Origin of the sequence: Delftia sp. HK171 (assembly GCF_001886655.1) — a bacterium.
In the GTDB taxonomy this organism is placed as follows: Bacteria; Pseudomonadota; Gammaproteobacteria; order Burkholderiales; family Burkholderiaceae_C; genus Comamonas; species Comamonas acidovorans.
Window position 1 is genome coordinate 4,470,013 of record NZ_CP018101.1, and the last position, 12,501, is coordinate 4,482,513.

Sequence of the window (12,501 nt, forward strand, 5' to 3'; positions counted from 1 at the left end):
CAGTGATACGTAGCAATCGGCGTGCCCGCTGCGCGCCCTCCCCCTGCAAAAGCCGGACGCCGTCTACCACGCCTGGCTGGGTTGCCCTGTCACACCCATGAAACATGGGCTGCAGACAATGCCGGACTTTGTCAATCAGAGCGCCCCGCGCAACACGAAGAATGCAAGTCTGGAAATTGGGAATGGTGGCCGGTGCCGCAGCGCTGGCCCTGGCGGGTTGTGGTGGCAGCGATGGCGATAGGGCAGATGGGGGAACGAACAGCCAGGCCGTGGCCTTCATGGCCGATGTGCACTTCCAGGATGTGTACGGCGACCTCAAGAACAGCAGCTTCAAGGGCGTGCCCACGGCCAATGGCATGTTCGCCACCATCCGCACCATGTATGCGCAGCTGACTTCCACGCGGCTGTTCAACGAGAACTACTTCGCCTTCCGCGCCGCGCTGGACGATTCGCTGGCCAAGGGCGTGAAGCTGGTGGCCTTTCCCGGCGACTTCTCCGACGACGGCCAGCCGCTGAACGTGAACGGCTTTCGCGCCGTGCTGGCCGAGTACGAGAAAAAGGGCATGCGCTTTTTCATCGCGCCCGGCAACCATGACCCTGTCGCCCCCTACGACGATGACGAAAAGGGCAAGGACGACTTCATGGCCGCCAACGGCAGCACGGTCAAGGTCTACGCCAAGAACTACCAGGGCTGCCTGAACGCCGAAGCCAACGTGGTCTGTACCGACCAGTTGATGGAGCAAGGCTATGCCTCGCTGCTGCGCGACCTGGCCCCCTACGGCCTGATGCCCAATGAGAAGGACGTGTACTGGGAGACCCCCTACAGCACCTACGCGCAGGACAAGTACAGCTATGCCGAGGCCGCCAGACAGGCCCAGCTGGGCCAGCGCAGCTACGAGATCTGCAAGGAAGGCGAAGGCGGCAGGTTCAAGCAGGCCGGCTACACCAACTGCACCAGCATTGCCGATGTGAGCTACCTGGTCGAGCCCGTCAAGGGCCTGTGGCTGCTGTCGGTGGACGCCAACGTCTTCGTGCCGGACAAGCTGGACCCCGCCAAGCCCAACTCGCCCAAGGGCTTCACCGGCGCCGGCAATGCAGGCTGGAACAAGATGACCACGCACAAGAAGAGCGTGATGGCGTGGATCGAATCGGTGAGCGCGCGCGCCAAGGCCCAGGGCAAGCAGCTGGTGGCCTTCTCACACTACCCGACCATGGACTTCTACGCCAACCAGACCGATGCCATCAAGGCCGCCTTCAAGCCCGGCGCCTTCCAGACGGCGCGCGTGCCCGAGCAGGCCACGGCCGAGGCGGTGGCCGCAACGGGCCTGCCGCTGCACATCGGCGGCCACATGCACTTCAACGGCACCAACGACTACCTGAGCAAGAGCGGCAAGTACCTGGTGAACGTGCAGTCGCCGTCGCTGGCCGTCTATGGCGCGGCCTACAAGATCGTGCGCTTCAACACGCCGCGCAAGGTGGACGTGCAGACCGTGGCGCTGAACAACGTTCCGCGCTTCAACGAACTCTTTCCGCTGTACGAGATGGAATGGAAGTACGTGGAAGGCAGCAGCAAGCCCGAGGACGCCAAGCGCCGCTGGGACAAGGCCATTCTGTCCAGCACCAGCTATGGCGACTTCACCAGCCGCTACTTCGGCGAGCTGTCGCGCCTGCGCTTCCTGGACGAGTACTGGGCCTGCGACATGAAGGACCTGGTCAGCCAGCTCAACCTGCAGCAGATGCTGACCATGGCCCAGCTGGACACCAAGGTCACCTACGCCCAGCTCGCCGGCCTGGCCGCGCAAGGCGTTGCCGTGCCGTTCAAGCCCAGCGCCGGCTGCCTGCAAGGCAGCCCCGTGGCAGGCAATGCCGCGCAGTGGGCATCCGACTGGAGCGTGGCCGAGAACGCCGCCCGCGCCAAGGCCCAGGCCGCGGGAGTGGACTTCAACGCGCTGGCCAATGTGTCGGCCTATACCTTCTACGGCGACTTCCACCGCACCGTCTACGCGGGCGGCCTGTCGCTGAACGACATGGGCAAGCAGCGCGTGGAGCAGTACCGCCTGCTGATGAGCGCCTTCCCTGCCCTGACCTCGGCGCCCCAGAAAACGGGCGACAAGCTGGCCGACAGCACGCCCGTGGGCCAGCCCTTCCAGTACAGCTTCAAGCAGGTGTTCTCCATCCTCAAGGGCCTGGGCTCGGGCAAGCCCAGCGACCATTTCTCGGTGGACTTCGACGCCAGGACGCTGCGCGCCGAAGGCAGTGACAGCCTGAAGTTCTGACAAACAAGGCGCGGCCTGTACAGCGCTGATCTGTGCCAAGGGGAGCCCTTCCCCTTCGTGCAGGTCAGCGCTTTCTTGCATTTGCGCAGGCTTGACTACACGGCTTCCGATCTTTCCTACACCTGGATTTCACGGCGCGCCACACACTTGCTGCATTCCTCCCGCAACCCCTAAAGACCGGCGACATCGGCCCCAGCCGCCACCCGCCGGATCAGGAGTTCTCCCCATGAAGCAGCTCATTCCCATGGCAGGGCCCCATCACCGTTCCTATGTCCCCATGCAGATGGGCCAGCCCATCAGCGACGGCAACTACACCCAGCAGCAGACCAAGGCAAACCAGCGACAGATAGGCCAGCCCTTGCCGCAAAAGCAGCAGCAATGAAGGCGATGCCGCGCCTGTGAGGCCGGCCACGTCAATCCAGGACTGGAACACCGTCCTCCTCTTGCACAAGCCCCCGCAAGCCCTGCCCGCCAGCGCTTGTGGGGGCTTGTTCTCGTTGGGCCCCGCAGCCGCCCAGGCCCAGGGTGCAAGGAGTATGGTTACATATGCAACAACGGGTTGCGCACCTACGTGACCCCCCCTCGCGCAACGAATACCATCGCCGCCCAACAACTCAGAAAGGGGGAGGGTATGCAAGAAAATTCTCTCGAATGTTTCCTTTATCACAGCCAGCTGGCCCCAGGGGCTGACACCACATGCATCGCGGCGATCATCAAGGCGGCGCGCACTTTCAACTGGTCGGCCGGGATCACGGGCATGCTGGTTTTCGACGGTGAACGCTTCTTCCAGTATGTCGAAGGGCCGCCAGAGCAACTGGCGCTGCTGGTGGAGTCCATCTCGCGCGATGAAAGACACATCAACTTCACACCCCTGTTTCCGCAGGCACGCCTTGATCAAAGGCGTTTTGCCAAGTGGTCCATGGCCTATGTGATTGTGGAAGACACGGAGCCGCTGGGCACCATCTCCGAGCTTCAAGGCCCAGGCGCACTGGAAAAACTGCAGGAGCTTTTACCGCTGCTGGACGCCCAGTAATCCCTTTGACCCCAAAGGCGCGGCAGTTTTATAGTTTGGGTTCACTGAGGCAGGAAATCGATGCTTACCCGTTGGACTACCGAATCCGAGAAAGAGCAACTGCTCGGACTGCAGACCGCTGAAATCCTGGACCTGAATGCCAGAAAGGAATTTCAGCGCATCACCGAGCTCACCAGCCGCATGTTCATGGCTCCGATTGCCATCATTACGGTTCTGGACGAGCACAGGCAATGGTTCAAGGCACCGGTGGGTGTGGATATGGATGGCAGCCTGCGCACGGATGCCTTCTGTGACCACACCATCAGAAACGAAGGAATCATGGTGATTCCCGATACGCACCTGGACAGCAGATTTTCAGAAAATCCCCTGGTCACCCACAAGCCCAATATCAGGTTCTATGCAGGTGTGCCTTTGATAATGGAATCCGGCCACGCCATCGGCAGCCTGTGCATCATCGATACCCAGCCCAGGACATTCTCCGAAGAGCAAGGCCAGCAACTGCAAGCCATGGCCGCCATCGTTCAGGCTCAACTCCAATACCATCACAGAATTGGAAAAATAAACGAAGTCACGGGCCTGCCAAATCGCACGCAACTCAAGCTGGACCTGAAGAGCCTTTGCATTCTGGCCCCGGGATCGGCACGCGGTCTGGTATTGATGGAGGTGCTCAACCACGCCAGCCTGCTGGAAATGAGCAATGCGCTGGGCTTGAACTATGTCGAGCAGCTCATGCGCGACATTGCCAAGGCAGTCACGGACATGACGGGGCCGCACGCAACCGTCTACCACGTGGGCCTGGCAAGATTTGCCTGGGTGATCAGCGCAGGCAGGCAAGAAGATGAGGAGGCATTGGTCAACCAATTGCTGGAGTACCTGCAAACACCCATCACCAGCGCCGATCTGCGGTTCGAACTTCAACCCAGGGCAGGCGTGGTGCGGTTCTACCTGAACCAGGACGAGGTGGACGATGTCATTCGCAAGGCGATGGTGTGCGTGCAGCAGGCCGGATACAACGCACGATCATTTCACCGCTATGAGGAGAATGAGGACAGTCTCCAGCAAAGATCCTATCGGCTCCTGCGGGACTTCGGACATGCGCTGGGCAATGGGCAGCTGCGGCTGGTGTACCAGCCCAAATTTGACAACCACAGTTTCAGCTGCAAGGGGCTGGAGGCGCTCATACGCTGGAAGCATCCACAAATGGGAGAAATCCCGCCCAGCGAATTCATCCCCCTGGTTGAAGCCACGCCGTTGATCCACAGCCTGACACGGTTCGTGATCAAAACGGCGCTGGCGCAGGTGGCGGCCTGGAAAGCCGAGAAACTCGATCTTCAGGTCTCCATCAACATCTCCCCGCGCAATCTGGATGAGGTCGATTTTCCGGACTACCTGAACGCCATGTGCAACCAGCACGGCGTTCCGCTGAAAAACATCGTGATCGAGTGCACAGAAAGCGATGTGCTGACAGGCCAGGGCACGGTTCAGGCGCTTCAACACATCAGGAAACTCGGCATAAAGGTTGCACTGGATGATTTTGGCGCCGCATATTCCAATCTTGCATCGCTCAAGAATCTGCCTGCCGAGATATTGAAGATAGACCGGTCCATGGTCTGCGACATCGATACCAATGACCGGGCCCTGTCCGTATTGAAATCCATCATGACCATGGCCTCGGATCTTGGCTACCGCCTGGTGGCAGAGGGCGTTGACAGCGCCGAAGTCTTTGATTTACTGGTTTCCCTGGGTTTCGATGAAATACAGGGCTACTATTTCAGCAGGCCCATTGAAGCGTCGGAAATCAGGAAATTCGTTGAAGAGCGCAATCGGTACGCCAACGGAAAATAGCGGCAGCCACGAAGATACGAATCATTTCCAGAGAGCCGCATGCCGATGGGGGCATAGGCCCCGATCACGCCCTGCGCTCCTAGAATCACGCATCCCTTGGGGAGTAGCCTGCTTGCAACCTGCAAGCGCATGCGTCAACACACTCGGCATCCTGCATGCTGTGGCGCAGGCATCCGTTCTTCGGTTGGCGAGACCATCGGCATTTCACCGCGACACAGGTCACAAGGTCGGGCAGCGGTGAACTGCCGTTGTGCGCTTGCCCGGCCGTGAAGAACCCCTCCCAGATGAACGCCGCATCCATCCTGCTCCTGGCCTTTGCCATGTCCACCGACGCCTTTGCCGCCGCCGTGGGCAAGGGCTCCGCCCTGCTCAAACCCCGCTGGTCCGAAGCCCTGCGCACAGGCGCCATCTTCGGTGTCATCGAAGCCCTGACGCCGCTGGCCGGCTGGGCGCTGGGCTATGCGGCTTCCGACTACGTCAAGGCATGGGACCACTGGATTGCCTTCGTGCTGCTGCTGGTGCTGGGCGGCCGCATGCTGCTGGGCGCCCTCAAGGCCGCTGACGGCGAAGAAGAGGCCAAGCCCGCCCGGCACGGCTTCTGGCTGCTGGTGGCCACCGGATTCGCCACCAGCATCGACGCCATGGCCGTGGGCGTGGGCCTGGCCTTCCTGGATGTGAGCATCACCACCGTGGCCCTGGCCATCGGCTTTGCCACCTTCGCCATGGTGACCCTGGGCGTCATGGTCGGCCGCCTGCTGGGCAGCATTGCGGGCCGCTGGGCGGAGGCCGTTGGCGGTGTGCTGCTGATCGGCATCGGCTCGGTGATTCTGTATGAGCATCTGAGCGCCATCTGATTGGGGGCCTGCACCCCGCCAGCGCACGATTGCGGGAGCTTGTAGGCAAGCTCCTCGCCGCGCCGCTCGATTGGCTGACAGGCCTTTGCTTGCTTTTCCGATCTCCGTGCGCTTGGGCAGCACTCCTAATGAGGGCTTCAAATTTTGTTTTCCAGGAGTTCTCTATGACAGGTCACAAGACGCTGAAGATGGGTTTGATCGCTGCCGCACTGATCGCAGGTGCAGCCTCCACCAGCTGGGCCCAGCCCGTGGCGGGCACCACCACGCTGGGCGTGGCGGCCACTGAAGTCCAGGCCGTGGCCACGGGCTGGAGCCTGAAGAAGTCCGTGCTGGGCAAGAGCGTCTACAACGAGGAAGGCAAGGCCGTGGGCAAGATCGACGATGTGATCGTCGCACCCGACAAGGCCGTGTCGTACGCCATCATCGGCGCAGGCGGGTTCCTGGGCATGGGCAAGCATGACGTGGCCATTCCCGTGAACCAGTTCCGCGTGGAAAACAACAAGATCACCCTGCCCGGCGCCACCAAGGACGCGCTGAAGGCGCTGCCCAAGTTCGAATACGCGAAGAAGTAATCCAGGCCCTCATTCACGAGCCCTGCACTGCAGGGCTTTTTCGTGGGCGCGTGGCTGGCAGCCAGGCAAGCATCCAGGGTGGCCGTGGAAGGCAATATGATCGCGGCGGATCAGATTCATACAAAAAATCCACGAGCAAATGAAAATACTCTTCGCCGCGTCATTGGGAATATCGTTGGTCATTCAGGCATCGCCCTCCTTTGCGGACAACAGCAATGGGAAGCAGCTCTATTCATCGAGATGCGCCATGTGCCACGGGGCAGACGCCAGGGGCACGGGCCCGCTGGCCAACAAGAGCAACCCTCCCACGCCCGACCTGACGACCGCCGCCTTCAGAAAAAGGCTGCATGATTATCCGGGCGTGATTGTCTCGTCCGTCATTCTTCGCCCGAATGGAGATTTGATTCCCCGGACCTTGCGGGAAAACGGCGTGAAAGTACCGCCCCATGCCTGGACGGTGAAGGATTTTCGTGACCTGAATGAGTATTTCAGTGGCCTGATCACGAAGAAATAAATTCAAATTGCGATTTCCTGCCTGCGCACATGCTCGCGCACTGCATCGACCAGGATGCGCGCAAGGCGGTCCACGGGCTCCGGGGCATCCAGCGCGGCGCGGCCCAGGATCAGGTCCATGGACGGCAGGGTCGGCAGGCCAAGGGCGTGTGCATCCAGCGGCCTGACGTGGGCGGGCAGGCCGAACGGCGTGCGCACGGACAGGCCCAGGCCGGCCGCCGTGGCGGCCCAGACGGCGGTCAGGCTGGCGCTGTTGAAGGCGTGCCGCCAGGCCAGGCCCTTTTTGTCCAGGGCGGCCGTCACGATGTCACGCAGGGGGCAAGGCGCCTCAAGCATGGCCAGGGGCAGCGCCTCATCGCCCTGCGCCCCGCCGTTGAGGCCGCGCGCCCAGCCGGCCTCGGCCGCATCCAGCGATGCCGGGCCAATCCACTGAAGCGGAAGCCGCATGATGTGCTCGCCATGCACGCAGGCATGGTTCATGCCCACATCCCAGAGCAGCGCCAGGTCGAACTGGCCCAGGGCCATGCGTTCGCGCAGTTCATCGCTGCGGGCCACGCTGGCCTCGATGCGCACGTGCGGGTGGGCACGTGCGAACTGCCCCAGCACATGGGGCAGCACGCTTTCGCCCAGGTCTTCCTGCAGGCCCAGGCGCACCAGGCCGCGCAGCTCGCTGCCGCGCACGGCCGCCACGGCGCGGTCGTTGAGCTCCAGCAGGCGCAGCGCGTAGCCGCGCAAGGTTTCCCCCGCCTCCGTCAGCACCAGCCCCCGGCCGGACTTGCGCAGCAAGGGCGTGCCGCATTGGGACTCCAGCTTCTTGAGCTGGGCACTGACGGCGGATGTGGAGCGGCCCAGCCGGTCCGCCGCCCGGGCAAAGCTGCCCAGTTCGACGCCGGTGCAAAAGGTGCGCAGCACATCCAGGTCATAGAGAACGCGTGTCATTGCCAAGCCCCAATCGTGCTGAAAAAATGGATTGTAGATGCGAAATTATGTGATTTTCAGGATGGTTGAAGCCCAACATACTGCCGCCCATGACCTCCTCTTCTCCTGCACCCGGCGCCGATCCGGGCCCCCTCCTGCCCTTGCCCTCCCCGCCCCGCCACCGATGGAAGGTGCTGGCGGCAGGCGTCATCGCCAATGCCGCGTTTTCCGTGGCTTTCAGCGGGATTCCCATGACGGCCATCCTCATGCGTTCGGGCTACCAGCTGGACACCCAGACGCTGGGCCTGGCGCTGGGGCTGATGGGCCTGGGCATTGCGCTCAGTGAATTGCCCTGGGGATTGCTGACGGACCGCTGGGGTGACCGGCCGGTGCTGCTGCTCGGCCTGTGCGGCACGGCCGTGGCCCTGGCGGCCATGGCGCTATGGGCTTCGCCATCGCCGGCCTATATCCCGCCATTTGGCTTGCTGGCTGGCGGCCTGGTGCTGGTGGGGCTGCTGGGCGGCAGCGTGAACGGCGCCAGCGGCCGGGCAGTCATGGGCTGGTTTGCCGAAGGCGAGCGCGGCCTGGCCATGAGCATCCGCCAGACCGCCGTGCCGCTGGGTGGCGCCATCGGCGCGCCCTTGCTGACCAGCCTGGCCACGCATGCAGGCTTTGCCGCCGTCTATGGCGTGCTGGCTGCGCTGTGCCTTGGGGCTGCCGCATTCGCCGCGCTGTGGATTCAGGAGCCGCCGCAGTCACCGCTTCGAAGCAAGGCCGCCGCGCCGCACCACGCAGCAACCACCACGCCCGGCCCATTGCGCGATCTGCAGGCCTGGCGCATGGCCGCCGGCATCGGCATCCTTTGCGCCCCGCAGTTCGCCGTGCTGTCCTTCGGTACGGTGTTCCTGCATGACTATGCCCAGTTGGGGCTGGGCGCGGCGGCCGCCGTCATGTCGGTCGTGCAACTGGCTTCCATGGCCTTGCGGATCTGGAGCGGCCGCTGGACCGACAGGCACCGGAACAGGCCTGCCTTTCTGCGCGCCTGCTGCCAGCTCACCCTGGCGCTGTTCGCGGGCCTTGCGGTCCTGAGCTGGGCCGGCCACCCGGCCGGGTCTGCTGCAATGGGTGCGGCTCTCATGGTGATGCTGGGCATCTGCGGCATCTGCGTGTCCGCCTGGCATGGCGTGGCCTACACGCAGCTGGCCGGGCTGGCCGGTGCAGCCCGCGCGGGCACGGCGCTGGGCATGGCCAATACCTCCGTGTTCGCGGTCTGCTTTCTGGTGCCCCTGGCCATACCGCACCTGCTGTCGGCCCAGGGCTGGGGGCTGGTCTGGGCCTGTGCGGCGGCCTGCGCGGGCTGGGCCATGCAGCTGTTTGCACGGGCCGGTGCCATTCGCAACGCCAAGGCCGCGAAGACCCCCCACTTGCACGAGAATGTCGGCTGTCTTCCCCCACCGACCTCCCCCCGATCATGACCATCGCCCACTGGCTTGTTTTCTGCGGCGTCTCGCTGTTGATGTGCTTCACCCCCGGCCCCGCCGTGTTGCTGGCCATCTCCAACTCGGTGGACGTGGGCGCAAGGCGAACGGCACTGAGCTCGCTGGGCAGCTCGGTCGGCATCTTTGTGGTGTCCGGGCTGGCGATGATCGGCATGGGGACCATCCTCGCCATGTCGGCCCATGCATTTTTGGCCATGAAGGTGGCGGGCGCCATGTACCTGATCTGGCTGGGCGTCAAGCGCTGGCGCAGCAAGGACGGCTTGCTGGGCAGCGATGCGGGCCTGGCCCCCACCCAGCGGCGCGAGCGCAAAAACTGGCAACTGGTGGCCCAGGGCATGGGCGTGTCGCTGACCAATCCCAAGGCCATCCTGTTCTTCTCGGCGCTGTTTCCCCAGTTTGTCGTCCCGGGCGAGCCGCTGCTCACGCAGTACCTGGTGCTGACCACCACCTTCGCGGTCTGCGCCCTGATCTCGCACGCCTGCTACGTGCTGCTCATCTCCCTGATCAAGGGCCACCTGGTGGCACACGCCAAGCTGTTCAACCGCATCGTGGGCGGCACCTTCATCGCGCTGGGCGTGGGACTGCTCAGGACACGGCACAAGCTGGGCTGAGTGCGTGCGCAGCCCTTGCTCGCAAGGGCTGGCCCGCTGCTACTCACCCTCTTCGAACAAGACAGCGGCGTAGTCCATTGCGCCGTGCAGGATGTGAAGAATGATGGTCCGCTCTTCTTCCTCGGCCACGCGGTAGAAGATCAGATAGTTGCCATGCACGCGCCGACGAATGCCGTGGCCTTCATAGCGGGGTACCAGCGGAAAAGCGAATGGCCTGCGTGCCAGGGCTTCGCACTTGTCACGCAACTCCTGCACGAATGACAGTGCGCGGCGCGGATTGTCCTGAGCTATGTAGTCAGCGATGTGCTCCAGGTCGCATTCCGCATTGCCCGTGAATTCAACAATCATGCGGACGGGTTGTTCTTTTCGGCCTGTTCGGCCATTGCGCGGTATTTGGCTTCCAGTCTGTCGAACACAGCGCCAGCTGGCTTTGTGCGCCCCGCGTCCGCGTCAGCCAATCCGCGCCTGATGGACGCGTCGAGCGCAGTCAGCCTGGTTTCCCTGTCCTGCACCAGCCGAACCCCCTCACGCAACACTTCGCTCTTGGATCCGTACCGCCCGGTGTCGACAAGCTGCTGGACATAGCCTTCGAGTTGCTTGCCCAAATCTGCAGAAATCATGCTGCGCCCTCCTCGTGGGGTTTGAAACTGCAACACAGCCTAGCGCATTTATCAACAGTTATCAAATCAATGCATTGCTGCCGATGTGCCATACCAGCCCTGAAACGCTGCGTATGCAAGAGGATGAGGCGAATGCAAGCCCGCCCCCAGCGCCTGCCACGCCCGCCACGCCCACAACGGGCGGGCGGCGCGGCCGCAGATGCCAGGCTCAGTTCGCCTGCGCATCCCTCACCACGAAATGCTCCACATGCGGTGCCTGCGCAAAGTACGGGCCGATGATGGCGCGCCACTGCGCGAAGGCGGGTGACTCGCGAAAGCCCACGGTGTGGTCTTCCAGGGTCTCCCAGTTCACCTGCAGCACGTAGCGGCCGGGCGTTTCCATGCAGGCAAGAATGCTGTGCCCACGGTATCCACCGGCCTTGGACAGCACGTCGGCCACGGCCTGGGTCAGGGCCTGGCCGAATTCTTCGTGCCTGGCGGGATCGACCCTCAGTTCGGCAATTTCAACAATCATGGATATCTCCTGGAGAGGCGGCTCGATGTCGGCGCGGGAGGGCGGCCGGGGTCATCGCTCCTGGTTGAGAGACTGGATGCGCGCAGGGCTGCGCGCATCCGGAGACTTGGAATATTGCAGAACTTGAGGATTCCTGCCCAGGGGATGCGCGCCCCGGGCAGGCGCCTTACTGCCCTGCCTGCTCAGGGATCAGCAGCAGCTTGCCCACGCTCTGGCCCGATTCCATGCGCCGGTGCGCCTGCGCGGCCTCGGCCAGCGGGTAGGTGCTGTCGATCACCGGGCGGATGGTGCCGGCCGCCAGCGCGGGCAGCCAGCGCTGGGCGAAGCGCTGGACCATGGCCTGTTTGACTTCGGGCGGGCGCGACTTCATCACCGTCCCGAAGATCCGCAGGTGCTTGTACAGCAGCACATCCATGGGCACGGCCGCCGCCAGCGCGCCGCCCAGCAGGCCCACGCAGACCATGCGCCCGCCCATGCCCAGCGAGCGCATATTGCGCTCCAGGTAGGGGGCGCCAATGAAGTCGACCACCACATCCACGCCCTTGCCGCCCGTCCTGTCGGCCACCACGGCCTGGAAGTCTTCGCTGCGGTAGTCGATGAACACATCGGCGCCAAGGCCCGTGACGGCGTCCCGCTTGTCGCCGCTGGCCGTGGCAAACACGCGCGCGCCGGCCGCATGCGCCAGTTGCACGGCCGCCGAGCCCACGCCGCTGCCCGCCGCGTGGATCAGCACCGATTCGCCGGGCTGCAGGCTGGCCAGGTGGAACAGCGCCTCATGCGCGGTGACGAAGACTTCGGCCACCGCGCCGGCGTCGGTCAGCGACAGGCTCTCGGGCACATGCATGGCCATGCGGTAGTCGATGCGCGACAGCTCGGCATAGGCGCCGCCGCCCACGATGCCCATGACGCGGTCGCCCACGGCAAAGCCCTGCACCTGCGCGCCCACCTCCACCACGGTGCCGGCGATCTCCAGGCCCATGAGGTCGGATTCACCAAAGTGGGCGCGGCCATAGGCGCCCTTGCGGTGGGATACATCGGCACGGTTCACGCCAATCGCGGCGTTGCGCACCAGAAGGTCATGGGGCCGGACTTCGGGCCGGGCCACGTCGCGGGCCACGAGCACTTCGGGGCCGCCGAAGTCGTCGAAAACAATGGCTTGCATGCTTGTGCTGTCTTTCATTGCGCAATGAGTATTCAAAAAAGGGTTGAAGGTCCGATACCCAAAGCTTACGACTGCTCCAGGCCG

At 63.5% G+C, this 12,501-nt stretch carries 14 protein-coding genes; 9 read left to right on the plus strand and 5 right to left on the minus strand.

Annotated elements, in window-relative coordinates; translation table 11 throughout:
- The first annotated feature begins 161 nt into the window (after positions 1-161).
- From BO996_RS20135 to BO996_RS20160, 7 genes are all read left to right on the plus strand, one after another.
- On the plus strand, positions 162-2,276 hold the full coding sequence (locus BO996_RS20135; RefSeq protein ID WP_071956226.1) for a metallophosphoesterase family protein: 2,115 nt from the start codon (positions 162-164) through the stop codon (positions 2,274-2,276).
- Between the two features lie 226 nt (positions 2,277-2,502).
- Positions 2,503-2,658, plus strand: a complete 156-nt coding sequence (locus BO996_RS29490) for a hypothetical protein (protein WP_198041250.1) — start codon at positions 2,503-2,505, stop codon at positions 2,656-2,658.
- A 249-nt stretch (positions 2,659-2,907) separates the two neighbouring features.
- The gene (locus tag BO996_RS20140) at positions 2,908-3,309 is read left to right on the plus strand and encodes a BLUF domain-containing protein (protein ID WP_034395786.1); all 402 of its coding nucleotides are present in this window, start codon (positions 2,908-2,910) and stop codon (positions 3,307-3,309) included.
- Positions 3,310-3,369: 60 nt separating this feature from the next.
- Positions 3,370-5,154: a putative bifunctional diguanylate cyclase/phosphodiesterase gene (locus BO996_RS20145; protein ID WP_071956227.1), complete on the plus strand. Its 1,785-nt coding sequence runs from the start codon at positions 3,370-3,372 to the stop codon at positions 5,152-5,154.
- Positions 5,155-5,438: 284 nt separating this feature from the next.
- Positions 5,439-6,008, plus strand: a complete 570-nt coding sequence (gene mntP, locus BO996_RS20150; RefSeq protein ID WP_043824905.1) for a manganese efflux pump MntP — start codon at positions 5,439-5,441, stop codon at positions 6,006-6,008.
- 164 nt (positions 6,009-6,172) lie between these two features.
- Positions 6,173-6,580, plus strand: coding sequence for a PRC-barrel domain-containing protein (locus BO996_RS20155; RefSeq protein ID WP_034395775.1), 408 nt, complete (start codon positions 6,173-6,175; stop codon positions 6,578-6,580).
- Positions 6,581-6,719: 139 nt separating this feature from the next.
- Positions 6,720-7,094 (plus strand): cytochrome c, encoded by a 375-nt coding sequence (locus BO996_RS20160; RefSeq protein ID WP_034395772.1) that lies wholly within the window; start codon positions 6,720-6,722, stop codon positions 7,092-7,094.
- A 2-nt stretch (positions 7,095-7,096) separates the two neighbouring features.
- Here BO996_RS20160 and BO996_RS20165 read toward each other — a convergent pair whose 3' ends face one another.
- The gene (locus BO996_RS20165; protein WP_071956228.1) at positions 7,097-8,032 is read right to left on the minus strand and encodes a LysR family transcriptional regulator; all 936 of its coding nucleotides are present in this window, start codon (positions 8,030-8,032) and stop codon (positions 7,097-7,099) included.
- 89 nt (positions 8,033-8,121) lie between these two features.
- Here BO996_RS20165 and BO996_RS20170 point away from each other — a divergent pair, with 89 nt between their 5' ends.
- Together BO996_RS20170 and BO996_RS20175 are read left to right on the plus strand one after the other, a co-directional pair.
- Positions 8,122-9,486 (plus strand): MFS transporter, encoded by a 1,365-nt coding sequence (locus BO996_RS20170; protein ID WP_071957176.1) that lies wholly within the window; start codon positions 8,122-8,124, stop codon positions 9,484-9,486.
- Positions 9,483-10,121: a LysE family translocator gene (locus BO996_RS20175; protein ID WP_013801864.1), complete on the plus strand. Its 639-nt coding sequence runs from the start codon at positions 9,483-9,485 to the stop codon at positions 10,119-10,121. Before BO996_RS20170 ends, BO996_RS20175 begins: the two co-directional genes overlap by 4 nt.
- Before the next feature lie 39 nt (positions 10,122-10,160).
- Here BO996_RS20175 and BO996_RS20180 read toward each other — a convergent pair whose 3' ends face one another.
- From BO996_RS20180 to BO996_RS20195, 4 genes are all read right to left on the minus strand, one after another.
- Positions 10,161-10,469: a type II toxin-antitoxin system RelE/ParE family toxin gene (locus BO996_RS20180; RefSeq protein WP_043821185.1), complete on the minus strand. Its 309-nt coding sequence runs from the start codon at positions 10,467-10,469 to the stop codon at positions 10,161-10,163.
- The gene (locus BO996_RS20185) at positions 10,466-10,741 is read right to left on the minus strand and encodes a type II toxin-antitoxin system ParD family antitoxin (RefSeq protein ID WP_071956229.1); all 276 of its coding nucleotides are present in this window, start codon (positions 10,739-10,741) and stop codon (positions 10,466-10,468) included. Before BO996_RS20185 ends, BO996_RS20180 begins: the two co-directional genes overlap by 4 nt.
- 208 nt (positions 10,742-10,949) lie before the next feature.
- Positions 10,950-11,255 (minus strand): antibiotic biosynthesis monooxygenase family protein, encoded by a 306-nt coding sequence (locus BO996_RS20190; protein ID WP_071956230.1) that lies wholly within the window; start codon positions 11,253-11,255, stop codon positions 10,950-10,952.
- 166 nt (positions 11,256-11,421) lie between these two features.
- On the minus strand, positions 11,422-12,417 hold the full coding sequence (locus BO996_RS20195) for an NAD(P)H-quinone oxidoreductase (RefSeq protein ID WP_097202034.1): 996 nt from the start codon (positions 12,415-12,417) through the stop codon (positions 11,422-11,424).
- Positions 12,418-12,501 lie beyond the last annotated feature (84 nt).

What these genes read in the sequence shown, in the direction of transcription:
- BO996_RS20140 (WP_034395786.1), top strand. Translation starts at nt 2,908, where the DNA reads ATGCAAGAAAATTCTCTCGAATGTTTCCTTTATCACAGCCAGCTGGCC.
- BO996_RS20160 (WP_034395772.1), top strand. Translation starts at nt 6,720, where the DNA reads ATGAAAATACTCTTCGCCGCGTCATTGGGAATATCGTTGGTCATTCAG.
- BO996_RS20185 (WP_071956229.1), bottom strand. Translation starts at nt 10,741, where the DNA reads ATGATTTCTGCAGATTTGGGCAAGCAACTCGAAGGCTATGTCCAGCAG.
- BO996_RS20190 (WP_071956230.1), bottom strand. Translation starts at nt 11,255, where the DNA reads ATGATTGTTGAAATTGCCGAACTGAGGGTCGATCCCGCCAGGCACGAA.
- mntP (WP_043824905.1), top strand. Translation starts at nt 5,439, where the DNA reads ATGAACGCCGCATCCATCCTGCTCCTGGCCTTTGCCATGTCCACCGAC.
- BO996_RS20195 (WP_097202034.1), bottom strand. Translation starts at nt 12,417, where the DNA reads ATGCAAGCCATTGTTTTCGACGACTTCGGCGGCCCCGAAGTGCTCGTG.
- BO996_RS20165 (WP_071956228.1), bottom strand. Translation starts at nt 8,032, where the DNA reads ATGACACGCGTTCTCTATGACCTGGATGTGCTGCGCACCTTTTGCACC.
- BO996_RS20155 (WP_034395775.1), top strand. Translation starts at nt 6,173, where the DNA reads ATGACAGGTCACAAGACGCTGAAGATGGGTTTGATCGCTGCCGCACTG.
- BO996_RS29490 (WP_198041250.1), top strand. Translation starts at nt 2,503, where the DNA reads ATGAAGCAGCTCATTCCCATGGCAGGGCCCCATCACCGTTCCTATGTC.
- BO996_RS20135 (WP_071956226.1), top strand. Translation starts at nt 162, where the DNA reads ATGCAAGTCTGGAAATTGGGAATGGTGGCCGGTGCCGCAGCGCTGGCC.
- BO996_RS20170 (WP_071957176.1), top strand. Translation starts at nt 8,122, where the DNA reads ATGACCTCCTCTTCTCCTGCACCCGGCGCCGATCCGGGCCCCCTCCTG.
- BO996_RS20180 (WP_043821185.1), bottom strand. Translation starts at nt 10,469, where the DNA reads ATGATTGTTGAATTCACGGGCAATGCGGAATGCGACCTGGAGCACATC.
- BO996_RS20145 (WP_071956227.1), top strand. Translation starts at nt 3,370, where the DNA reads ATGCTTACCCGTTGGACTACCGAATCCGAGAAAGAGCAACTGCTCGGA.
- BO996_RS20175 (WP_013801864.1), top strand. Translation starts at nt 9,483, where the DNA reads ATGACCATCGCCCACTGGCTTGTTTTCTGCGGCGTCTCGCTGTTGATG.